Here is a 23865-nt window from a genome sequence, read left to right on the forward strand (position 1 = left end):
ATATATTCAGTGCCTTGCTGTGATATCCCTGAAAAGTTGGCAATTTCACGATAAAATTGCCTTGTTACATAGCCATTATGCTTCGGTGTTTCATTAGCGCAGGCCTGTTAAGTATTGTTGTCCCGACAGTTTTGCACGCCCAAACCTCAGACCCTTCCAGCCTCGATGATACGTTGCATCTCAATGAAGTTGTGGTGCGGGGCTACGCTACGAACCGGCGTCTGCTGGAAACGCCGGCCTCGGTGGGTTTGCTCACGCGCCGGGATTTGAACCAGCGTTTCGGTACACCTACACTCGTGCCAGCACTCAATACGTTGCCGGGCGTGCGGGCCGACGAGCGATCGCCGGGGAGTTACCGACTGGCGATCCGGGGAAGCGCAATCCGGTCGCCGTTTGGGGTACGAAATATCAAGACGTACTGGAATGAGATGCCGCTTACCGATGCGGGTGGCAATACGCCCCTGAATGCCCTCGATGTACGTGCTTTGGGCAGGGTTGAAGTTATTAAAGGCCCGTCGGGTAGTTTGTATGGCGCAGGCACAGGCGGCACAATTCTGTTTAACGGACTAACCGTACCGGCCAATAAAAGTAGTGTTGAATTATCGGCGCTTGGCGGTAGTTACGGACTTTTCGGCAATGGCATTTCGCTGCAAACCGGCAAGAATAATTCAGCTATTTCACTCAATTACAATCACCTGCAGAGCGATGGCTACCGCGATCAGAGTGCCGTGGTGCGCGATAATCTGAGTTTAGCCATGTCGTTTAACGTGAGCCCGAAACGGACGATTTCGGTGCTGGGCTTTTACTCGGATTTACACTATCAGACGCCCGGTGGACTTAATGAAGCGCAGTTTAAAGCCAACCCACGAGCCGCCCGGCCTGCTACGCCAACGTTACCCGGCAGTGTTGAACAGCAGGCTGGTATTTATCAAAAAATCGGGTATCTGGGCGTTTCACACGAATACCGCTGGAACGACCGCATTCAGAACACAACCGTCATTTTTGGCTCACATACCGATTTTGCTAACCCCTTCATTACCAACTACGAACGACGTACTGACCAGGGGCTCGGCGGGCGGACAATTACGCAATTTCGCTTCCCAAACGGGCCTTTACCGACAACCGTAACCGTTGGCGCCGAACTGCTACGTACCTTCATCGTCGACAGAAACTTTGGCAACCGACGAGGTGTGGCCGACACCATCCAAACCGACGAAGAACTCACCGCCCGCCAATCGACTCTGTTTTTGCAGGCCGAAACGGAACTACCCGCCCGATTTCGGCTAACCGCCGGACTGAGCCGAAACGATGGGCAATACGGATTTACACGCTTTCCGATACGTACCGGAAATCCACCCGCTACGTTGCTGACACGCAGTTTTTCGCCCGTGTGGCTGCCACGCCTGGCGCTGCTACGTACCTTCGGGCAGAACGTATCGGCATTCCTTAGTATCAGTACCGGCTATTCGGCTCCGTCGAGTCAGGAAGTACGTCCGTCGGCGGGCGGTTTCAACACCAGCCTGAACGCGGAACGAGGCACGAGCTATGAAGTGGGTTTGCGGGGTTCTGCGCTGGCGAATCGACTGTATTTTGACGTAGCATTCTATCAGTTTCAGCTTCGTGAAACTATTGTCCGTCGATCAGACGCGGCCGGTGCCGAATATTTTGTCAATGCCGGACGTACCGACCAGTTAGGACTTGAAGCACAGGCTAGTTACACGGTACGGTTCACGGGGGGGGAACTGCGTTTCTGGGATAATATAACCCTGACGAACTACCGATTCCGAGACTACCAGCAGGGTACTGCTGACCTATCAAATAACCGGATTCCGGGGGTACCGCCGACAACGAACGTAACGGGTATTGACGCGGAATTCAAACCGGGCTTTTACGCTCACCTGACGTATCAGTTCCTCAATCAGTTTGCACTCAACGACGCCAATACCGTTTTGTCATCGCCTACCCGCCTGTTTCAGGCAACTGTGGGATTCCGCCGAAACCTCGGTCAGCATTGGACGCTTGACCTCTACGTTAGTGGCGATAATTTGCTGAATCAGACCTATTCGTTGGGTTACGATCTCAACGCCGTTGGTAACCGTTATTTCAATGCGGCTCCCGCTAGAAATATGCTGGCCGGCGCGCGACTGGGCGTGAAATGGTAGCCTACGATAATACTAGTGCTGTTACCTAACTTACAGTAGCAGCAAGTTAAAATCGAGGGACGTAGTACAGGGCCATTTTTCAAGGTGATGGCCCTGTACTACGTCCCTCGATTCATTCCGTACTTTCCAGTAGCAAACACCAGCTATTGCCCTCCCCGAATGGCTTTTCTTTCCGCTAAGCATCTACTGTCAACAAGGTAGATAAATACCCTCATTATACCCTCTGGGCAGTATTTCGCTACGAAACGGTTCGCGGGAACTTTGCTCTGATAATCAATCATCCTTTCTCAATCTATACACATCATGAAAATAAGAACTACGTACTGGATTAGCCTAATCCTACTATCTATAATTCAGCTAGTTAGCTGTGAACAGAAGAAAGTTAATCCGCCAACGCTGGGGATCGATGGAGAGCCGCAGCAACTTACGTTTGCCTCGTCGGTAACCGATCAATCCTTTTCCATTAAAAACACCGGTGGAGGAGACCTGACCTGGACGGCTTCAGCCGATAAATCTTGGATTCAGGTTTCGCCTTCTCAGGGAACGAACACAGGCACAGTATACGTAACGGTAGATAAACAGGGCCTTCAGAGCGGCAATCAGTCGGGTATAGTTCAGGTAAAATCGAACGGTGGTGACCGCACGATCCGAGTGTCTATGACGGTTGGCAGCCCGATTCTTTCGGTATCACCAGCGTCGCTCAACTTCGGTACGTCGACGAGTCAGATGCAGGTAAACGTAGCGAATACCGGGGAGGGAAAACTAACCTGGAGTGCTACGTCGAATCGGAACTGGCTCACCATTACGTATCCCAGCGATCCAAATGCGTCTAATTTTACGGTAAACGTGAACCGGAATGGACTATCGGCTGGCACGCAGACCGGTAGTATTGCCGTTACGTCGAACGGCGGTTCCGTGGAGGTTCCGGTAACCGTCACCGTTGATCAACCTGCGGCAACGCTCGCCGTTAGTCCAGCCAACCTATCGTTTGGTACTACGTCTACAGAGCAAACTCTTAGCCTGTCAAACAGTGGCGGAGGCACACTGACCTGGTCCGTCAGCAGTAACCCAAACTGGCTCAGCGCATCACCAACGAGTGGCAGCAATAACGGTACAGTAACAGTACGTGTCAATCGGTCGGGTTTGGCGAGTGGTTCGTATACCGGAAGTATTCAGGTTACGTCTAACGGAGGCACGAGTACCATTCCGGTTACGATGAGCATTCCGACAGTTCAGTCTCAGCCTATTCTTTCAATTAGTCCATCATCGCTGAATTTCGGGGGTACGACCACTCAACTAACGCTTTCTGTAGCCAATACCGGAACCGGAACCCTGAACTGGACTGCAACGGATGATCGGAGCTGGCTGACGGTTTCACCAGCTAGTGGCAGTACCGGCACAATGACTGTGAACGTTAGCCGGAGTGGTTTAGCAGAGGGCAGTTACTCAGGAACGATATCGGTTGCTTCAAACGGAGGAAGCGCTACTATTCCCGTCACCATGGTTGTGAATCCAACTACAGGCTCCGCTACGCTTATTTTTGAGAACACGCTCATTGAAGACATCAATGTTTCGGTGAATGGAACCGTGGTTGGCAGTGTACCGGCGGGCGAGACCCGAAATCATACCGTATCTGGCTTAACGAATATGACTGTCGGGTTTGCGGTGCTGAGTGAGCAAAACGGTGGAGAACCGATGGCAGGCGTCTTCAGCGCCGTTAGTAATCCGTCTGGCAGCTATCGCTTCACGATTGATAATGTTATTGGCTCTCAATATTATTTTGCTCCCCTCATCACAAACAACGGGGGCAGTCGGTTGCTGGTAGGGGTCAATATGGGGCTACAATCAGAGAAACGAACCAATCGGGTTGCACCGGCTACTACCAAGAACGTCTATTTTGGCTATTTCAGGGGATACAGTAACTCGAACGTGCGCGCTTTTAAAGAAGGCAGCAATTACTCTGGCACCTATTTATACTGGAACGCCGGCAGTCAGTTTAACGTAACAAAGGGATCGGGGGCCGTGAACCTGACGGCTACGAGCTCGCTGCGGGAAGGCGTTTCGGAGGCAACCACCGGAACCGAAAGCGGCACTACGTATAGACTTGGTGGTTCTACGAATTCTATCAAAAGCTCAGAACATCTGATGCAGGAAGATCGGGAATGGAATGCGCCCGCTACCCTATTCCGACGGGCAAAACTACTTGGGGAGAAGTAATACAGAAACGAGCAGAGCTTACCGGTAAGCTCTGCTCGTTTCTGGCCTGTTCTTAAAAATTTGAACAGCTTCTAAGATTGTATAAGGCGATAGCTGGTCTACAGTAGCACTTTATTGATTAAACGGTATGTTTCTAAATTATTAACCAACAGGTTGTTATTTCAATCGTTTTGCGCTTATCTTCCTACGCAAAAAAGCCTGAAAATCAACTAGTATGGATACAATTAGGGTATTGCTGGCCGACGACCACGATATTTTGCTGGAGAGCTTAACATTACTGTTAAGTCGTATTGACCAGGTTGAGGTAGTCGGTGCTGTGAGCAATGGGCAGCAGGCCTTACTCTTTCTGCAACAGAATAAAGTAGACGTTGTTCTTGCCGACCTGAACATGCCCATTTTGAACGGCCTGGGCCTGGCCAGCGAAATCAGGAAACATCATTCTCAGGTGCGGATTATTCTGTTGACGATGGTTGAAGAGGCTGCCCAGATACGGGATGCTATTCAGATTGGCGTGGATGGGTATTTGCTGAAGAAGTCAAAACGGGCGGAAGTAGAAATGGCAATTCGCACCGTAGCCGGTGGGCAAACGTACTTCAGCTCGGCTATTACCCGTCAACTGGCGCAGCTACCCGACGCAACCTCAACATCTGGTCAGCTACAGGCCGATGAAGTTGAAACACTGACCGCGCGCGAACGTGAAATCCTCTTCCTGATTATTCAGGATTTGACCAATCAGGAGATCGCGGCCCGGCTCTTTATCAGTTCGCTCACCGTTGAAACTCACCGACGTAACCTATACCGCAAACTGGGCGTGAGCAGCGCCCTCGGCCTTATGCGCTATGCGCTCAGGAATGGAATGGAAATTAGTTGATGTACGCAAAATTCCACTGACCAAACCTAGATAAGTCCTCGGCATACACTACTTATTGAAAAAAGGCGAGATGTTGTGAACAGCGTGATCTCAAATCATGCAGCTACAACATTCGCCTTTTTAGTTTATAAGGTATTTGCAGTGAGGATAAGTTAAAACCCTTGCTACTAAACGCTATTTAAGATCGAGATAAAGCATACGGAATGAACCGGTTAGGGTAACTTTTTCCAATGACCAGTCTTTGTTGCATACGCCATGAGTCTGATAACCAGTCGCGATTACAGATCCTGTCACATAGGTTACCCCATTGACGATTTCAATTTTATCGATACTGACTTGCCCCGGAGAGGTAATTGTTTCATTAGAGCAGTTTACATAGGCGCACAGAAAGCCGTGTCCATTCAGTGGGTCATCTGTTGGCTTAAAGGCCAGCATTGCCGTGTTAGGTCTTTCTTCATTATCAAATTTGTAGTACCGTTCAGCCAGTTCATTCGTATTAAGTCTAAAATACATCTGGTTTACGCCCGCTCCACAACCGATATAGATCTGGCCATCGATTCGGCTACAGGAGAACGAGTGCCCTTTATATTCGGCATTATTGATCAGTATGTTAAAGAAAGTCCCATCCCCAACGTAGATCTGACAGATCAGGGTTACCTTAAACGGTTTTCCCTCAAACTCGATATCAGCCGTGACCAGCACCGGGTTCTGCTTTGGCACAGTCGTTGGGGCGGTGTAAGTTGCCCCTGTAAGCTCCGGGTTTAGTTTACCCTCACCGATCAGTTGCCAGTTTTTACCCAAGCCTCGTTTGGCTTTCAGCGGTTTTTCCTTTGCGCTTTTAGGATAGTTGGGGTCCTCCGTGTTAAGAACTGCATATAATTCTATCGTCCCACCCAACGGAACATATTCAGCGCCACTTCCAGTATTGGAGCCAATCTGGGTAAAGTTCAATTGCGATTCTTCGTAGGGCGTCCAGTCGCTGAAGTGCTCCATCGGCACAGTGACTTCATGCTTGCTCATGTTGACGCTACTGCCTGTTACCTGATACCAGACGCCGTCGTTACGTTGGTAAGCAATACGTAGGTTTTCAGGCTGTTTGCTCGAAATTTTCTTTTCATCGTATTGAAACGTCAACGTAGCGGGTTTGCTGAATTGCAAGCCTTCGGGCAGAAAGCGATAGGCCACGCCAAGACCCGTGGAGTTCTTGTTGGTAATGGGCTGAATGGAAATGTCGGTGGCTTTGCTGACTGCGCCCGCCGGAATCACCAATTGTACTTTACCGCCCTCTGCACTGATGCTACCGCCTTCAGGTCCGATGACTTTACTGGTAGCGGTTCCCTGGGGTTGACCTACTTCGGTAACGGTCCCGGAATGGTCTGGTATTACGACAGTAGTGCTATCAGGTCCGCCAGGCACGATAGGGTCGGTTGGGTGCTTACAGGATGTAAACGAAGCAATAAACGCTCCGCCGAGCAATAGATAATGGTGTAGTTTCATGGTTGTATCTGTGAAATCCATTAGTACACAGTTGCGTTGTTTGTCAAGTCAACCGTACAGTGCAAAAGTGGCTTACTCACCCCAACCCATCCTATCGATAAATCTTTGAACTGTTATAATGGGCGAATCAATTGCCAATTGAGTTGTACTATTTGTAGATACGTAGCGTGCTCATGAGAGACTTTTTTTGGTTAAAGAAACTCCCTAAAAACAAAGCTCCCCAGACCAACCTGCGTCAGTCTGGGGAGCCGGAATGTATTACGTATCGTCGATTAACCGATTTCAACCATCGCCTTAATGACGCCGTTAGCGGGGTCGAGCCAGCCCGCAAATTCGTCACTTACCTGCCCGAACGTAACGCGATGAGTGATGTACGTAGTTGGGTCGATAAGCCCTTTTTTCATGGACGTAGTGACGTGTTCAAAATCCTGTCGGGTAGCGTTTCGGCTGCTCATCACCGCAGCCTCCCGCTTGTGAAACTCCGGATGACTGAACGAAACCTCCCCGCGCTGCAAGCCTACCAATACGTAGCGCCCGCCGTGAGCCATGTACTGAAATGCATTATTAATAGCCCGTTGGCTTCCGGTGGCGTCAATAACAACCGTGGGCATATCGCCGTTAGTGATAGCCATTAATTGTTCTGTTACGTCCGAATCCGTTGCGACAACGGTATGCGCTACGTTCAGACGGTTACGGCAAAAGGCCAGTCGAGACTCGTTGATATCCAGCGCTATTACGTTGCCGCCCGCGATCCGGGCAAACTCCATTACCCCTAATCCAATCGGACCTGCGCCAATTACCAGCACCCACTCGCCCGGCTGAACATCGGCCCGCCGGACACCATGTGCACCGATTGATAACGGCTCAACAAGTGCCAACTCGTCGAAACTTAGACCGTCTCCATGTACTAATAATCGGGTTGGCACCGACAGGTATTCAACCATCCCACCATCGGAATGAACCCCAAAGACATTGAGGCTGGCACAGCAATTTGTTTTACCCATCCGGCAGGCAACGCAATGGCCGCAGTTGATGTAAGGCAGGAACGTAACGGCTTCACCAGCGGTAAATTCCGACGTATCGTCCGTTTCTACGACTTCGCCAGCCAGCTCGTGGCCCAGAATTCGGGGGTAATTGAAAAAGGGTTGTGTACCTTCAAACGCGTGAAGATCAGTGCCGCAGATACCGATACGTCGGATACGTAATAACGTTTCGCCGGGAGCACGTTCAGGTTTTACGCCGGTTTGATACGTCAGTGTTCCGGGCGTTGTACAGACTAGTGTTTGCATAATGTTAATCAAAAGGCCCCGACAGACTCTGGCTGTCGGAGCTAACGGAGGTAGCTACTGATTTAGTCACTTTCGCGACTCCGACAGCCGGAGCCTGTCGGGGCCTACATCACCCGCGTTACGTTAGGACGCATTGGCCAGCGCGCGGTCGAGGTGGACGTAGCCGCCATCGACGTAAAGCAACTGACCGGTTGTATGACTCGAACGGGACGATAGCAGAAACGCTGTGGTATTAGCAATTTCTTCGGCCGTCGTCATTCGGTTTTCGAGCGGAATTTTGGCAACAATCGACGCCAGTTTTTCTTCGGGATTGGGCAGTGTCTGAATCCATTTTTCGTACAAGGGCGTCCAGCATTCAGCGACGATGATGGCATTGACCCGGATACCGTATTTCAACAACTCAACCGCCCACTCGCGGGTGAGTGCGTTACGTCCGCCGTTGGCTGCTGCATAAGCCGACGTACCACCCTGCCCAGTTTCGGCGGTTTTGGAACTGATGTTGACTATTGCACCTTTCGATTCTTTCAACGCGGGCAGTGCATGGTGAACAATCAGGTAATAATGCACCAGATTTTTGTGCAGCGACGCCATAAAAGCTTCGTAATTTCCTGTTTCCAGTCCTACACCATCGTTCACACCCGCGTTGTTCACGACCCCATCGATACGTCCGAACTTATCCAGTGCCGACTTTACAGCCTTCTCTGATTCTTCCGGCTGAGTGAGTTCGGCCACTATCTGAAACGCCTGTTGGCCAGCGGCTTCAATGTCGGCCACAACCTTCTGATTATCGGCTTCGTTACGTCCGATAATAACGGGAATAGCACCTTCGGCCGCCAGCACTTTTACAATACCTTCGCCAATGCCTTTGGCTCCGCCCGTTACGAGAATGACTTTGTTTTGCAGGTTTAGATCCATTTGTACTACTATTTTATGTGTTAGGGTTGAGTTGTGTCAGAACAAGTTAACTAGTCCGCCAATTCAGTTTTCCGGCACGTACCAAAAAGGGATTTCCGCAATTTCTTCTTCCTTAGAAGCCCCCGCTTGGATACTCACTTTGATCATGTTTTTACCCAGTTTCAGATTGGTCGGCAGCAGAATGGTTTGCCAGCCCCGTTGCTGATGAGGGCCACGCTGCGTGAACAGTAAATCCGGCTTCTGATATAATGAGTCGTTTACAGAAAGGCGTATAATCCGATTGATCTGCTTACTACTCCAATCCGCTGTCTGCTGACGCTTTTCAGTTCTCGACAACGTATCACTCCAGTCCGGTTTTGGAGCCAGTTTGGCCAGGAGCGTATCCAGTGCTTTGGGGTATGCTACGTACAAACGAATGAACGGCTCACGGATAACGTCGGCCTGAATAGAGGCCATATCAATATAGTCATCCTCAGCGCGCTGATCGTCATACATACCAGCATTAATGGAGTGACGATCAACGCGATCCGTATTCAGATGGCGCCGGTTCAGGCCAGCCGTTCGGCTGTCCATTCGTGGCAAGCCACTTAAAAGTTCGAGGGCAACAATCACAATAAAAGCACCGAACATCAGCCCCATCGTTCGTAAAATCCGTTGATACGACAGATGGCTATAAAACGTATTGAGAATAAAACCAGAGGGTTTATAGAGCCCCCATAAAAATATCCTGAATAGTGTAGTAAAGCGATAGTGGAGATCGATGCCGACTGGATGGGCTCTGACCTTAGGCAAACTTAACACAAAGCTGGCCAGCATATAAATTGCGAAAAGTACATAAGCCGCTATTTTAACGGCTGGCCAATACTGGACTGGAATAATCGGTCGGAGGACCGAGTAAATCAGCATGAGTGCCAGATAAGCAGATGCCAGAATGATCAGGAAAAACACAAATAGAAAGGCCACGGCAAACACGACGTTACAGCGCCGGTCCAGTCGCAGGATATAGGCTTCCAGTGATCCCATATCAGCGGCCATCCGCTCCTGGGCATATTTGGTCGAAAAAGGAATGCGATCATAGTGAATACCCGTCGGATACACCGCCAGCAGCCCCACCAACCCTACCCAGAAAGCGCGCATGACGAAATTCGTTAGGAAAGCCAGAAATAAGACGTAGCAGGTAGCCTTCATCATGCTGTACGCTAGAAGAGGAAGACTCCCCTGCAAGCCTGCTGTATGGCTCATCAGGTTGTAGCGGAAGTAATCGAATACCACATCCAGCAAATCCGGCAATTGCAATACAGCAAACAGGGCCGCTCCAGAAATGACTAGTTCAAGGTTCCAGCTTTGCGTGGTTAACTCGCGCAATTTCTCCTCCTGCTCAGGTGAAAGTATGGCCTTAGATGGTGGCGGTTGAGACACTGAAATAATACTTGAAAATGATTAAAAAATACGAAAAGACGAACGATCTTTATTTAGCACAAGACTTATTAATACGTTCATTACTAGTGCGAAGCAGCTAGTTTAACCCGTTTCACCGAAAAATTTCGAACGGCGAAATATAACACAGGTAAAAAGCAGATGGCCGGAACGATATAGGCCGTTTGCATGGTACTCTGGTCAGAGATAAGGCCCATTAGTACCGGGAAAAATGCCCCACCCATAATGGCCATAATTACCAGCGATGAACCCAGTTTTGTTTTCGCGCCCAGACCACGAATGCTCAGGGCGAAAATGGTGGGAAACATAATCGACATGAAAAATTCGACGCCAATCAATGCATACACCGAAATCATGCCACTGGCCATAATCGCTAAAACCAGTAAACCGACGTTTATAACGCTGTAAAGAGCCAGCAGATGCGGAGGAGTGACGTACCGCATCAGGAACGTACCAAAGAAACGCCCCACCATAAACCCGAGCAACGCACCTGACAACCACTCTGCGGCTGATTTCTCGCCAAGCCCGGCCGCCTGACTGCTGAACCGAATGAAGAAACTGCTGATACAAACTTGGGCACCTACATAGAAAAATTGCGCCACAACCCCCAGAATCAGGTTTTTCTCTCCCAGAATCGAGCCGGAACCCGTAGCGTCAGCATCGGCCTCTTCATTGATAGTTGGCAACGTAGTGCGGCTTATCAAAATAGCAACCAGCAATACAACCGCCCCAATCACCAGAAACGGCGTCTGAACCGCCGATGCTTCTTCTTTCAGATACGCTTCAAATTGTGCCGGCGCCATCGTCTGTTGTTCGGCCGCCGATACGTTCCGACCGGACAGAATAAACCGTCCGCCAATCAGCGGGGCGAGAAAGGCGGCTAATCCATTAAACGACTGCGCAAAATTGAGCCGCTGCGTAGCCGAGTCGGCGTCGCCCAGCACTGTGATGTAAGGGTTAGCAGCCGTTTCGAGGAGGGTCAGGCCGCTAGCGATGATAAACAGAGCGATCAGAAAAAAGGCAAATTGGCGAGTCTCGGCTGCGGGATAAAACAGGAACGTACCACCCGCAAATAGCAGCAATCCTAACGTAATACCGGCTTTATAGCCATATCGCTTCATGAGCAGACCCGCCGGGAGCGCCATTAGGAAATACGCAATATAAGACGCCGAGTCAATCAGAGCCGATTGAAGATCAGTCAGTTGGCAGGCCTTTTTGAGGTGCGGAATCAGGATTGGATTGAGGTTCAGGGCAAATCCCCACAGAAAAAAAAGGACCGTAATTAAGGCTACGGCAAAGCGGTTTGCAGGTTTAGACACGAGTTAAGGTAAGTTAGTTCAGGACTGCATAATTAGGGCAAAGTACGGATAATTACCAGTGCATCTTTGCTAAAAAATTACCTGGATAGTGTGCTATTTTATCTTCCTTATGGTCTTATGAATAAGTTGTATCCAGCACAGACACGTCCAGGTTACTGCACCAACCCAACTGTTACGTTCTGCCCGTGAATTTGAGTGGGTGCGCCCGATGAGATTGAACAAATTAACCCAGCCAGCCAAACGGTCTTTCCGATTAAAACGGTTTTTTTCGATATAAAAAAAGTAAAAACTCAGGCATAAACAAATTGTATATTTAAGCTTTGAAACGGCCGTTTCAATTGACACGAAAGGCAGAGTTCGCCTGGGTGTCTACGGACATTCAATTACTTGCCATTACCTGGGTAGACCGAAAGAAATTGATTCGGTTCGGCGGGTTGGCTTTAGTGAGTTGATAAGCTGGCCAAGTCAAACCAAGACCATTCGTTAGGGTAATCGCTCAGCATCATTCGTTAAAATTTTGCAACAAATACATCCTGATCTTATTTATAGCCTATTTCGTCATGATGAAGACCATTGGCCTACTCATTCTCCTCTGGCTGGCCGCTTCCAATCGGGGGTATGGCCAAACAAATCCAGCGAGCATTGTTAGGTTGATCACTCAATACCGCGCCGAACTGAAGACAGCCCGTACCAATAAGGAACGGGCTCGGCTTTTGTTCAATTTAGCAGACTACTATTCAACCATCAATAAGGACTCGGCGATCTATTTTATCCGCGAGGGAATTCCACTTGCCATTAACCTGACTGACAAACATTTTCTGGTTGATTTATACGGCGAGTTAGGCCGGTATTACGAGGATGTTGGCAACACGGCCGAAGCCTTATCGACATTCCAGAAAGCCGAGACTATCGCCCTGCAGGCCAAAAACGATTCGGCCACAGCGCATGCGCGAATACTCCTGGCGAACTTCTATACCAAACAGGGAAATGACGAGCAGGCGCTTCACAAAGTACTGGCCGCGCTTTCCTATTTTGAACTGTATAAAAATCAGAAAAAAGCCTTAATCTGTAAGATCTATAATACGCTGGGAATTATCTATTCCAATCAGAAAAACTACCTCCTGTCCCTTCACTATTTTGATCAGTTAAAAGAAACGGGCGCGACCATCCTCAATGGTTATTATGTCTATTTAGCATGCATCAACGCGTCGGAAGTTTATACCGCGCTGAATGATTTCCAGCAAGCAGAAACTACGGCTAATCAGGCCCTGCTCAAGGCAAGGGAGCTGAAAAATGACCGAGGGGTTGGTTTCGGCTATGGGCAGCTGGCCGATATTATGCTCAAAAGAAAGCGGTATCCGGAAGCGATCGAGTATGGAAAAAAAGCCTTGCAAATCCGGGAGCAATTAGCCGATCTTCGGTTAACGGCGATGTCGGACATCACCCTGGCTGAAATTTACTATGAACTCAAGGATTATGGGCTGGCCCTCCCATTCGCCAGCCAGGCCGTGACCCTGTTAACCAGAACCCATGACCGAAATAAAGTAAAAGCGCTCGAAATCCAGGCTCAAATTCTGGAAAAACAACAGGAAGACAAACAAGCCTTTTCAGCCTATAAAGCCGCCCGTGAACTGAATGACAGTTTAACCAATATAGAGCGAGCCAGAGAGATAAGTCGTATTCAGGGCTCGTTTGATCTGGAGCGAAAACAAAGGCAGATTCAACTGCTTAACAATGACTTGGCGATTCAGCAGCTTCAGGCGGCTCAACGGCAAAAGCAGGTCTTATTATTGAATCAGGCAAAACAGGCCAGCGATCTTAAGAATCAATTACTGTCCCGAAAGGAGCAGCTTAGCAAATCCCAGCTTACATTACAACGCCTGGCAGCCAAACGACAGGAGACCCTGATTGCTCAGCAACAAACCCAGCTTCAGTATGAACGTCAGCAACGTTTTTTGTATGGAACGATCGTCGCCTTACTGATTGGGGTTATTTCATTAATCAGTTATTTTTTCCGCCGACAGCAGAAAGCTCAACACCTGTTAAGTCGTCAGCATACGGAAATTCAGCAACAAGCCTTGCGCCTGGTTGAGCTCAATGCGACAAAGGACAAGCTTTTTTCCCTGATCGGCCACGACTTACGTAGCCCCATGGCTTCCTTGAAAGCATCCCTTCAGCAGATTCAGCAGGGGAATAAAGGTCTTAATTCAGGACTGTCCAGATCGCTAAGTCGTTTAGATTCCCAGGTGGATACCGTAATTACCTTATTAACCAATTTACTGGACTGGTCAATGATGCAGTTAAAAGGTCTTAAGCCAAACCTGCGGCCGATCACTTTATCCGACATAATCGAGGAGGTAATCAGTCTCAGTAGTGATACCATTCGCTACAAAAAGTTGACGATTATCAACCAGGTAAGAACAGACGCGATGGTGATGGTGGATCACCATCAACTAGCGGCTATTGTTCGAAATATTTTAAGTAATGCCGTTAAATTCACGCCACCAGAAGGCTATATTCGGCTGCATACCCTTACTGAGCCGGATTGGGTTGAATTACGGATCAGTGATACGGGCATCGGTATGACGACTCAGCAAGTGGCTGACTTATTTCATACCCCTCAAGTTCGGCCGGGAACTCTTGGCGAACCAGGAACAGGACTAGGCTTACAGATATGCCGGGAACTTATTGAGCGGCAGGGCGGAAGGCTACACTTTGAAAGCACTCCCGACAAAGGAACTCAGGTTCGTATTCGTTTACCGGCTGCAAATTTACTCCAAACCGTCTGAATTGACTTATTGAGCCACCCTTTCGAAGGTGTACGGCGTCAAATGTTAGTGGACAAATGAGAGGAGAAACGTTCAGCTACTAACTCTTCGACTGAACGTAAGCCAGACCTATACATTAAAGCTGTTTAAACTCTCATTCGCGAGCTTTTTTTGTCATTCTGACGCAGCCGGGCCGCCGGAGCGGAAGAATAGCAAAAACAATCCGATAAACAAGTAGTGGATGATCACTTATTTCTCCAGTTTAAAAACCCAGGCGGGCTGCGTGGCTAACCACTGACGCGCCTGCTCCGGCAACGTAACGGTTGTCCCGTTCGGCGACGTATTAGTTTTGAGCGGTTTAGCGTATCCTAACAGTTTTATGTTCACTTTTTTGGCTGGCGATACGTTGTTCAGAATTAGTGTTGCCGGTGGAATTTCACCTTCGGCGGGCAGATACGTCTGATACGTAGCGCGTTCATTTCCGGTATAGGCCCACTTTTCCTGCCGATACGGAACTACGGGTTTAGTGTCGTAGATCGATTCGCCATTGATACGTAGCCAGGCACCAATTTCCTGTAATCGTTGGTACGCTTCAGGATGCCACTCACCATCGGGACCGGGGGCGATGTTCAGGAGCAGGTTTCCGTTTTTAGCCACGATGTCTACCAGCGTATGAATCAGTTTTCGGGCTGATTTGAAATTCTCTTTCGGAATGTATGACCACGAATCGCCCATCGTCATGCACGACTCCCACGGAATAGGCAGGTACGTATCGGGAATGGATTGTTCGGGCGTTACGTAATTTTCGAATTCCCCGGTCACGGTCCGGTCCACAACCAGTAGTCCCGGCTGGTGGCTCCGGCCCATTTGGGCGATACGTGCCATGTCGATGTCCTGATCGTAAGGTATGGTACGTTGCCAGCTAATGGTGGAATCGATGGTGCTTGCCGGACGTACCCAGCCGCCATCCAGCCAGAGAATGTCGATTTTACCGTAGTCCGTCATCAGCTCCTGTATCTGGTTGAACGTAAAGTCTTTAAACTGCTGCCACTTCTGCGGATACTTTTTTGGCGCATACGATACGTTTCGGTCTTTGGGCGGAAAATACGGATCCCAGTAGGATGGTACGTGCCAGTCGGGCTTGGAAAAATACGCGCCCACCATGAAGTTCTGATTTCGGAAAGCCGAGAACACCTCTTTCGCTACGTTACTACGTGGATTTTTGGAGAACGGCGTCTTCGGATCGGTGATTTTATAATCGGTCTGTTTGGTATCAAACATGCAGAACCCGTCGTGGTGCTTGGTCGTAAACACTACGTATTTCATGCCCGCATCTTTGGCCGCCGTCGCCCAGCGTTCGGGATTGAATTTGGTTGGATTGAAGGTTGTCTGGAGGTTTTCATACGCCCGCTTGTAGTCGTACCAGTTAGCCGCATACGGTCCCCGACGAACGCACCAGCCTTCATCCTCAGGACATAACGACCAGGATTCGACAACTCCCCACTCGCTGTAAGTTCCCCAGTGCATCAGCAAGCCAAACTTGACATTCTGCCACTGGGCCAGTTTCTGACGTACCAGACTGTCTTTAGGTACTATGTAGTGCGCGTGGTTCTGTTCCGAATGCTGCTGAGCAAACAACGTAACGGGCAACAATGTCAGGAGCAAAGACCAATTTTTGAGAAGATTTCGGAAATCGTAATTCTTCATGATGCTACGTCTTTGTTAAGAATTTACTTCCACAATCCATTGACCAGTTTGTCCAGAAGTACGGGCTGGCGGAGGTCATAAATGTATTCCCAGAACATCACCCCGGCTAAACCTTTCTGCTTTACAAAGGCCAGTTTAGGCTCAAACGATTCCGTATCAGCGTAGGAAATAAACGTACGCGAATCCGGATTCCAGAGGAAAGGCGCTTTGGCGTCGGCGTCCCAATAGCGAACGAAGCCGTTTTTATTGATGTATTTCGCCACTAGTTCGTCGTAACTGATAAACAGGTGCTTACCGGTTGCGGGTTGATAAAGACCATTGTCAACAGGGCGCACGTCGGTCCAGCCGCGTCCGTAAAACGGGAGGCCCAGCACAATTTTTTCGACAGGGACACCCGCTTTTATATGTCCATCCACCGCAGATATCGAACTGTTACGTGACTGGTTTCCTTTCTTCGACTGCGCCAGCGGACTATGGTGCCCCGTCACTTTATCATTGCCATGATAGAGGTCATACGTCATTATATTGACGTAATCGAGGTAGCGTTGCGCTTCGCCCAGATTAGTATGATTCACAAAAGCGGTATCGCCACCGGTAGCGGCCGTCAGCAGGTAATGGTTCGCGCCGATACGTTTGTCCTGCTGGCCCTGCTTATCCAACTGTTCACGAATGGCTTTCAGAAAAAGGGTAAAGTTCTCTTTGTCTTCAGGTCGAAAAATGTTGCCGGCCCCAATCTGAGCCGGGTATTCCCAGTCGATATCCACGCCATCGAGATGATGTTTTTTCAGGAAGCTGACTGCACTGCTGGCAAATTTCTTTCGGGAAGCATTCGTCAAAGCCGCATCCGAAAAATACTTGCATCCGCCCCAACCACCTACCGAAATCAGCACTTTCAGGTCTTTGTTAACCGATCGGAGCGACGTTAACGCAACCAGATTCGCCGAATCTTTGGCACTAATGGGCGCGAATTCGCCGTTTTGAGCAGGTACTGCAAACGCATAATTGATATGTGTGAGTTTATTCGGATCAATCTGAGCCTTTGTCCAGCCATTTCCGCTCACATAGCCAATTAGTACGCTACGTTTAGGTGGAATTGGCGTTAAACCCGTTATACTGGCTAATACGGTCAGACCAATTAGCCATGCGGCTAAAAAATGAATTGAGGTTGCTCTACGTTTCACTGCTCTTCGGTTTGGAACATAATAAGCAAAGCTACCAATTATTTAAAATTTTTAATAAACCAACTTATCATTTTAAAAATATTCACGAAATAATATTATGTCGATTACCATTTTAACTTCCGTTTAGAAAAGCGCCAGCCGTTGACACAAAATATAATAGCCCTAATTATATTGTCATTCTGGCCATAGCCGTTTTTCAGTAGGAATTTTGAGAATAGTAGTCTTAGAAGCTTCTTGATAAGCAATCTGACTTAGTAAATTATCCTCACAACGTAATGGCGTTAGCTAACGTAGCGCCCGATAAACCCTTGTATGCTTATGGAAATGTCGGCAGTTGTAAAAAATACGTACCAGCACCACAGTGTGATGGTAGAAACCAACGGCGATTCAAAACCGGTTCAGATTGCCGCCAAAGCGTCGGGATACGGCTCGTCTGTCAATGGTGGAGAATTGTTGCTGATGGCGCTGGCTACCTGCTTCTGCAACGATATTTATCGGGAAGCGGCCAAACGTAACATCGCTGTTTCAGAAGTTGAAGTTGTGTGCAGGGGTGAATTTGGGGCAGAAGGTGAGCCGGGACGTAATTTTCGCTACAAAGCCAAGGGCATTGCCGATGCTCCGGCCGAAGACATACAAGCCTTGATTCATTATACGGATAGCGTTGCCGAAATTCACAATACGTTACGACAAGGGCTATCTGTTACGTTGACAAATTAATGTATCTCAACGTAACAGATAGCCCTTTTTGTTTAGTAAAACGCTACGTCTAACTTAGGATATTCCGGCAATAGTTGACGCACTTTTTAACCTCCGCCACCGAATTAGACCCTTCTGGCACCTTATATTCAAGTTCTACTGAGGCTGGAAAGGTGTATTTCTGCTCGCTCATCAGTTTCAACACTTCCTTAAGTGGCGTATCACCCTGCCCCCAGGATAGATTTCCTTTACCGTTCGCTGGCCCCTGCCGGTCTTTGATGTGCATGCTGGAAATGCGGTCGTGCTTCTGTTTGATCAGCCCGATTGGGTCGGGCTGGCCAGCGGCTATGTAATGCCCCAAATCAAAGTTCATGGCATTTCCTGGCGACTGAGCCAAAGCCGTATCCCAGAAGGTAGGGGTTTGCTGCTCATGGCCGTGATAACCGACGCGAATTCCATGTTTCTCAGCCATTTTACCGAGTTTCATCGTATGTGCGTCATTGGCCGGATGTTCGAGCGTAACCTGATTGGCTCCCAGTGTTTTAGCGGCCTGCATGCCGTAGTTAATCTCTGCATCGGAGCTATTTATACCAAAAGCGTCGGGCTTGAAACCGTAAATAGTTACACCTGCCTGATTATACATTTTTCGAAACTGCTCAAACTTAGCCATCGATGCCGACGCACGCCATTTGGTCATTTCCTGGCGATACGCTTTCTGCTGCGCTTCCATTTCGGTCAGTGTCTTCTGCTCATCTTCGGTTAGGGGCTGGTTTTCGCGTCGCTTTCTCATAAGCGGAAACATGGTCTGCATATTGACCGTGTTTTTAGGTGCCCCCGCAAAAGTCTCAGCCGGGCCTCCCATCAGTTCGATGGCGCTTATACCGCTATCCAATATGTACTGCAACGTAGCTTCGGCACTTTGATCGGGCATATCGCGGAACGAGTACGTAATGCAGCCAATCTGCACACCTTTCATCAACGAATTGGGCTTATCGCCCAGGCTGCGGATGATGGCGGGAGCACCGAACAGTTTGCTGTTGTTGACAACAGCTCCCGAAACTAGTAGGGCCGCAGCTCCTAAAAACTGACGACGTGATGACTGATTTTCCATGAAATAAAGGGTTTAATGAATCCTGTAAAATGGTTAATAGATAATGAATAAGGTGAAAGTCCGTCGGTTCTTATTCATTATCTATTAACCATTCTTAATTTTAATGTTTCGGAACCAGACGCTGGTGTTCCAATCCTGTAAACCAATGTGCCCGACAAATTTACCGTTTGCAAACGGAATCCCTTTCTGAGCTTTGGCAGCTACACGTTTTTTCCAATCGGCACTAGTTACGTCGTGTTCCTGCACCACGTAGCCATTGATTGTTACGGTCAACTTATTCTTTTTCAGCGAAACATCCACTTTATTCCAGCTTCCCAGCGGTTGCGGTTCCTGGATGCGGACATCGGCAATGCCAAACAGATCACCAGAGCTGTGTGGATGCTCCACGGCTTTCTGATACAGCGCATCATCCCCTACCTGAACTTCAAGGGCAGTGCTGTATATTTTCTCATTTTTTGGCGATTCCTCGGCAAAGAAAAAGAAGCCGCTATTCGTGTATTTTTCGATTTTGAATTCGGCTTTAAACTCGAAATCACCCGAAAAAACGGCATCGGTTGTTAAATCACCGGCATCCCGGGGGGTCGCTCCCGCCGTTTGAGGGACATCCAGATGCAGCACGCCCTGTTCTACTTTCCAGGATGATGGTGTGCCTTTGCCATTATATCGGTGCCAGCCAGATAGATCCCGGCCGTTAAAAAGAAGTTTCCAGCCCTCTTTTTTTTCCTGGGCGGATAACGTATTAAGTGGTTGTGCATGAAGACCCGCTCCGGTGAGGCAAACAAATAAACTAAGGGCAAATCGATTGATAGACATGAAGTTTGGCATTTGAAACTATATAAGATAATCAGTCCTATAAACTCCTCATGCTACGTTATTACGTATCAGTTTTTCAGATAAAATACCAATTCAGACCGACTACGTTGATTGGACAATTGGGCGTATTCTTGCCAGAAACGTTAGCTGATACGTACCATGAGCACTTTAACCCAAATTCAGGAAGCGGAGGATCGATTGATGCATGCTCAACGTAGCAGCAATGTCGACGAACTCGATACGTTACTGGCCGACGATTTGCAAGCCGTTGGGCCTGATGGCCAGATAGCTGGTAAGGCCGATGATCTGACGGCCCATCGTTCGCGTATCTTTCGCATCGACTCAATGACCCGGTTATCCTTGACAATCAAGGTATTGAAACCCGATATCGTCGTTACGTTCGTCCTGATGGATATATTGGGGACCATTCACAATCTTCCTGCATCTGGACGCTACCAGTACACGCGCGTATGGTGCCTGACAAATGGGCAATGGCAGATTACGGCGGCTCACATTAGCCAGGTTACTACGTAAATGCGCTGTCACGGGGATAGGCGCTAAAAGCTATTTGGGTGGACACACGCCTTCCAATACGAAATAATCAAGTTCAACTGTTCTTTATAGTGAACAAACTCGCTAGCTTTTACATGAAAGCCCTGAATCGTTCCTTCATACGCCAGATTAACCAGTTCAGGCCCGGCAGCTGTGGTATAAAAAATAAACGGGATCGATTTTTTACGCAGAAACTCATCGGCATCAATAAGACGCCGAAATTCAAGCCCATTCATTACGGGCATATTGATATCACAAAGAATGAGAAGGGGCTTTTCCTGCGTTGTTTCCAGATAGGCTCTTGCTCCCAGGCCATCGGCAAAAAAACGGATTTCATTCAGTAACCCTAATTCCTTTATTGCCCGCCCAAACAAAAACTGGTCATCTTCATCGTCGTCCACGTAAACAATTGGCCCATCGGTTAGCGTTGTCATGGGTTCATGGAAAAGGCCGGGGCGTGTTTAACTCAGACCAGTGGAAGAAAAACCATCAATCGACAGCCACTCAAATAGGTATCATCGACGTAGTGACTAAGTAACTACTGACCGGCAAAACTGTTTCAATTTGCCCTATTCATTACTACAGCAGATCTCTACAAAAAAACCTGCCGTTCTGAACAAAGTATTCAGTAAACGACAGGAATGTATTAACGAGTTGCATTGACAGGCACTTAACCTACTAATTTGTCCGACGGCTTGGCGTTTTAGCCAGTCCAAACCAGTATAAACGTATTTGTTCGGCCAATTCAACCAGTGCGTGGTGATTAATCGGCTTCACAATGTATGTATTAGCCCCTAAATCATACGCCAGATTGATATCGCTTTCGTTTTCGGATGTGGTCAGTACAACGATCGGAATATGACGATAGAGCGGAGACGTTTTCATATGCTTCAACACATCGAACCCGTTTATAATAGGCATATTCAAATCCAGCAACACCAAATCAGGCAGAAATCGGGGGCTTTCAATCTTTTCCAGCACGTCCGTTCCATTGGTAGCAAACTGAAGGTTATACTGTAAGGAGTCTTTTTCAAAAGCTGTCCTGATAAGGTATTGATCATCTTCATCATCATCGACAATCAAAACGTTATACGTTTTCATGTTACGGTAAGCAAACGGTCTATTTAAGTAATTGTACGTATAAATATGTGCGTCTAAACTACAAATTTTTTACGTTTCCGTAGCGTCAAAATGGTTATTTAATCGACATACATGCTTACCAAATAGTATAAATTGACAACATCGCCTTAGTGATGCGATGTTGTCAATTTAGGGCCTGTATCATTTATTGACGCCCAACTTCCCGCCACATTGTAGCGCTCTGACGATATAAGGTTATGGTTTGGCCGGGTGCAAACGTAAAGTTGGCCCCATTTTTTAAGATGCAGTGTGCATTGTGCTGAATCACAACAGGATGATCGGCCTGTAGCGTAATCTGCTTGCCGGGAGCCACCCCTGGAATGCTCGTAATGGTGCCGCTCGAACTGCTGATGTAAACGTAGTAAGAGCCTGCATTAGCCAGATTTAACGTACCGTTATTAATCGCAACAGCAGCGGCACCCGCATGGGCCCAGGTGTCGTAGGGTTCGTTTTTAAACCGCACATTCGCACCATAAACAGGACGTTCTTCGTCATCCTGGTAGAAATTATTATCATCAACCAGCCAGTTATTATAATTATTGGCTCCTGGCGAGCAGACAACTCTGGGATGGGTGGAAATTGGCTTATAGCCGGAATAGCCCATAAACGAGTTTCCCTGCATTGAGATCACGTTTACTTTGCCGTCGTTATTTACCAGATTCAGCGGGGTGAACAGAATATCGACATTTGATGAGCCTTTCGTTCCCAGCCGGTTAAAGGTATTACCCTGCAGCACGTGAGCGCCGGGCGCAGCAGCCACAATTTCGATGGTTGCGCCTTTGTTGTTTTCAGCGTAACATCCCTGAATAACCCCCGAAACCCCTCCATTAAATCCCGAATATTGCAGTTTGATTCCTCTCCCGGTAGCTCCCGAACCATTGCCCAGCATCCGACAGCCGATGAACGAATTATTACAGCCATTTTCAATAAAGCACCCATAGTCCAGGTTACTGTTGAAAGCACAACTCAGAAACACGATTCCGTTTGGTGCCACCCCAAACGAAGCCGGAGCCGCATAAAGCCCCTTGTTGTTCCATTCAAAAACGCATTTTTCGACAATACCCTCGTTGGCGTCGATCAGGTTTAACCCTTTGTCAAAAAAGCCGACGTTTACTTCTTTCAAGGTGAAATTGGCCAGATTCCTAATGTCGAGCCCGGTTGCTTTACGCGCATTTCTATTTGTCGGAATAATACGAAAACCTTCCAGGTTCAGATTGTCATCGGTAGTACCCACAATTTTAAGTACGGTTATATCATCGTTACCGGTATAGCGAATCGCTACGTTAGACCGACCCGTACCCAGAATATTCAGGCGTCGGCCGCCGGTGTCCATATTCCCGGTGCTGTTGTTGATTGTAACCGACAGTGGTTGCGAGGTATTGTAAATGCCATCGCTCATAAACAGGGTGATACCTTTGTTTTTACAGTAGGTGAGCGCCTTCTGGAGAGCAGCATGATCGTCGGCTTCGCCGTCGCCTTTGGCCCCAAACCATTTCACGTTAACGAACGATTCCACGATTCGCTCGTAAACAAGACCCGATTTGGTTCGAAGCACCATTACCCCATCATCGGGCATTTTGGTGTCGTTCACATTTCTAACGAATATCCCACCCCGGCCCAGATCGGATATGTTAATAACCGACGGTGCGTTATCGGCCGCCACCGTCCACGCCTGTACGTCGGCCATCGTTCGGTAAACCGGTAGCGTATTCGCTCTGGGGTCGATTCGAAATGGAGTTTCCTGACCTTTTTTGTTGCGTTCATACCACAACCCATCTGCCTTCCGCCCTAAGTTGACGGCCCCATCAGCATTCGGTGCTTTGGGTGGCCCGATCGGGAATGTCTGCGCCTGAACCCCGATTGAACCCAGAATAAAGAACAGTATAAATAACTGGTTCACAAAAGATTGGCGTACTCGATCATTGAATGTTCGTTTGTCCGCTACGTTCATAGAAATTCGAATTTATGATTTGTAGTAAAAGTGAGTAGTCATTATAACGAACGAGCTACCCCGTTAGTTGATAGTATCCGGCAATTCCAGGCGAATTGCTTGTTCTGAAGCCGGTTTCAGAGCCAAAGCAAACGTACTGGAAACGTAGCAAAAAGGGATTCATAGGTCGTGGGAATAATGTCGTAAATGACCCGGTTTTTGCCGGTTTCACCCCTCCCATCCCCGGCGAAAAGCGGTAA

Annotated in this window: 18 protein-coding genes; 6 read left to right on the forward strand and 12 right to left on the reverse strand. The window is 48.4% G+C overall.

Features of this window, described 5'->3' with window-relative positions:
- The first annotated feature begins 77 nt into the window (after positions 1-77).
- The 3 genes from ACYVF1_RS11250 to ACYVF1_RS11260 all read left to right on the forward strand — a co-directional run bounded on the left by ACYVF1_RS11250 (position 78) and on the right by ACYVF1_RS11260 (position 5250).
- Positions 78-2162, forward strand: coding sequence for a TonB-dependent receptor (locus ACYVF1_RS11250; RefSeq protein ID WP_461078657.1), 2085 nt, complete (start codon positions 78-80; stop codon positions 2160-2162).
- Positions 2163-2465: 303 nt separating this feature from the next.
- Complete coding sequence (locus tag ACYVF1_RS11255; RefSeq protein WP_461078658.1) at positions 2466-4379, forward strand: BACON domain-containing protein; 1914 nt, start codon at positions 2466-2468, stop codon at positions 4377-4379.
- A 214-nt stretch (positions 4380-4593) separates the two neighbouring features.
- Entirely contained in the window at positions 4594-5250 is a 657-nt protein-coding gene (locus ACYVF1_RS11260; protein ID WP_461078660.1) for a response regulator, read from the forward strand.
- 174 nt (positions 5251-5424) lie between these two features.
- Here the strand turns inward: ACYVF1_RS11260 and ACYVF1_RS11265 are convergent, their stop codons facing one another.
- The 5 genes from ACYVF1_RS11265 to fucP all read right to left on the reverse strand — a co-directional run bounded on the left by ACYVF1_RS11265 (position 5425) and on the right by fucP (position 11707).
- Positions 5425-6747 carry a hypothetical protein gene (locus tag ACYVF1_RS11265; RefSeq protein ID WP_461078662.1) on the reverse strand — a complete coding sequence of 441 codons (1323 nt, stop codon included), beginning with the start codon at positions 6745-6747 and terminating at the stop codon, positions 5425-5427.
- Between the two features lie 272 nt (positions 6748-7019).
- Positions 7020-8036, reverse strand: coding sequence for a zinc-binding alcohol dehydrogenase family protein (locus tag ACYVF1_RS11270; RefSeq protein ID WP_461078664.1), 1017 nt, complete (start codon positions 8034-8036; stop codon positions 7020-7022).
- 123 nt (positions 8037-8159) lie between these two features.
- Positions 8160-8951, reverse strand: a complete 792-nt coding sequence (locus ACYVF1_RS11275) for an L-fucose dehydrogenase (protein ID WP_461078665.1) — start codon at positions 8949-8951, stop codon at positions 8160-8162.
- 63 nt (positions 8952-9014) lie between these two features.
- Positions 9015-10370, reverse strand: a complete 1356-nt coding sequence (locus ACYVF1_RS11280; RefSeq protein WP_461078667.1) for a hypothetical protein — start codon at positions 10368-10370, stop codon at positions 9015-9017.
- A gap of 83 nt (positions 10371-10453) precedes the next feature.
- Positions 10454-11707: an L-fucose:H+ symporter permease gene (gene fucP / locus ACYVF1_RS11285; protein ID WP_461078669.1), complete on the reverse strand. Its 1254-nt coding sequence runs from the start codon at positions 11705-11707 to the stop codon at positions 10454-10456.
- A 560-nt stretch (positions 11708-12267) separates the two neighbouring features.
- Here fucP and ACYVF1_RS11290 point away from each other — a divergent pair.
- A complete protein-coding gene (locus ACYVF1_RS11290) occupies positions 12268-14496 on the forward strand; it encodes a tetratricopeptide repeat-containing sensor histidine kinase (protein ID WP_461078671.1) in 2229 nt (742 codons plus the stop codon).
- A gap of 228 nt (positions 14497-14724) precedes the next feature.
- Here the strand turns inward: ACYVF1_RS11290 and ACYVF1_RS11295 are convergent, their stop codons facing one another.
- Together ACYVF1_RS11295 and ACYVF1_RS11300 are read right to left on the reverse strand one after the other, a co-directional pair.
- Complete coding sequence (locus ACYVF1_RS11295) at positions 14725-16182, reverse strand: alpha-L-fucosidase (protein ID WP_461078673.1); 1458 nt, start codon at positions 16180-16182, stop codon at positions 14725-14727.
- A 23-nt stretch (positions 16183-16205) separates the two neighbouring features.
- The gene (locus ACYVF1_RS11300) at positions 16206-17318 is read right to left on the reverse strand and encodes a glycoside hydrolase family 18 protein (protein ID WP_461080736.1); all 1113 of its coding nucleotides are present in this window, start codon (positions 17316-17318) and stop codon (positions 16206-16208) included.
- Between the two features lie 363 nt (positions 17319-17681).
- On the opposite strand from ACYVF1_RS11300, the gene ACYVF1_RS11305 reads away from it, so the two are divergent.
- The gene (locus ACYVF1_RS11305) at positions 17682-18080 is read left to right on the forward strand and encodes an OsmC family protein (RefSeq protein WP_461078675.1); all 399 of its coding nucleotides are present in this window, start codon (positions 17682-17684) and stop codon (positions 18078-18080) included.
- Between the two features lie 49 nt (positions 18081-18129).
- On the opposite strand, the gene ACYVF1_RS11310 is transcribed toward ACYVF1_RS11305, so the two are convergent.
- Together ACYVF1_RS11310 and ACYVF1_RS11315 are read right to left on the reverse strand one after the other, a co-directional pair.
- Positions 18130-19170 carry a sugar phosphate isomerase/epimerase family protein gene (locus ACYVF1_RS11310; RefSeq protein WP_461078677.1) on the reverse strand — a complete coding sequence of 347 codons (1041 nt, stop codon included), beginning with the start codon at positions 19168-19170 and terminating at the stop codon, positions 18130-18132.
- Positions 19171-19254: 84 nt separating this feature from the next.
- The gene (locus ACYVF1_RS11315) at positions 19255-19983 is read right to left on the reverse strand and encodes a 3-keto-disaccharide hydrolase (protein ID WP_461078679.1); all 729 of its coding nucleotides are present in this window, start codon (positions 19981-19983) and stop codon (positions 19255-19257) included.
- A 159-nt stretch (positions 19984-20142) separates the two neighbouring features.
- On the opposite strand from ACYVF1_RS11315, the gene ACYVF1_RS11320 reads away from it, so the two are divergent.
- A complete protein-coding gene (locus ACYVF1_RS11320) occupies positions 20143-20517 on the forward strand; it encodes a nuclear transport factor 2 family protein (protein WP_461078681.1) in 375 nt (124 codons plus the stop codon).
- A 23-nt stretch (positions 20518-20540) separates the two neighbouring features.
- Here ACYVF1_RS11320 and ACYVF1_RS11325 read toward each other — a convergent pair whose 3' ends face one another.
- From ACYVF1_RS11325 to ACYVF1_RS11335, 3 genes are all read right to left on the reverse strand, one after another.
- Positions 20541-20969: a response regulator gene (locus tag ACYVF1_RS11325; protein ID WP_461078683.1), complete on the reverse strand. Its 429-nt coding sequence runs from the start codon at positions 20967-20969 to the stop codon at positions 20541-20543.
- A 244-nt stretch (positions 20970-21213) separates the two neighbouring features.
- Complete coding sequence (locus tag ACYVF1_RS11330; RefSeq protein WP_461078685.1) at positions 21214-21636, reverse strand: response regulator; 423 nt, start codon at positions 21634-21636, stop codon at positions 21214-21216.
- A 184-nt stretch (positions 21637-21820) separates the two neighbouring features.
- Positions 21821-23626, reverse strand: a complete 1806-nt coding sequence (locus tag ACYVF1_RS11335; protein ID WP_461078687.1) for a right-handed parallel beta-helix repeat-containing protein — start codon at positions 23624-23626, stop codon at positions 21821-21823.
- Positions 23627-23865 lie beyond the last annotated feature (239 nt).

The organism is Spirosoma flavus, assembly GCF_054778555.1.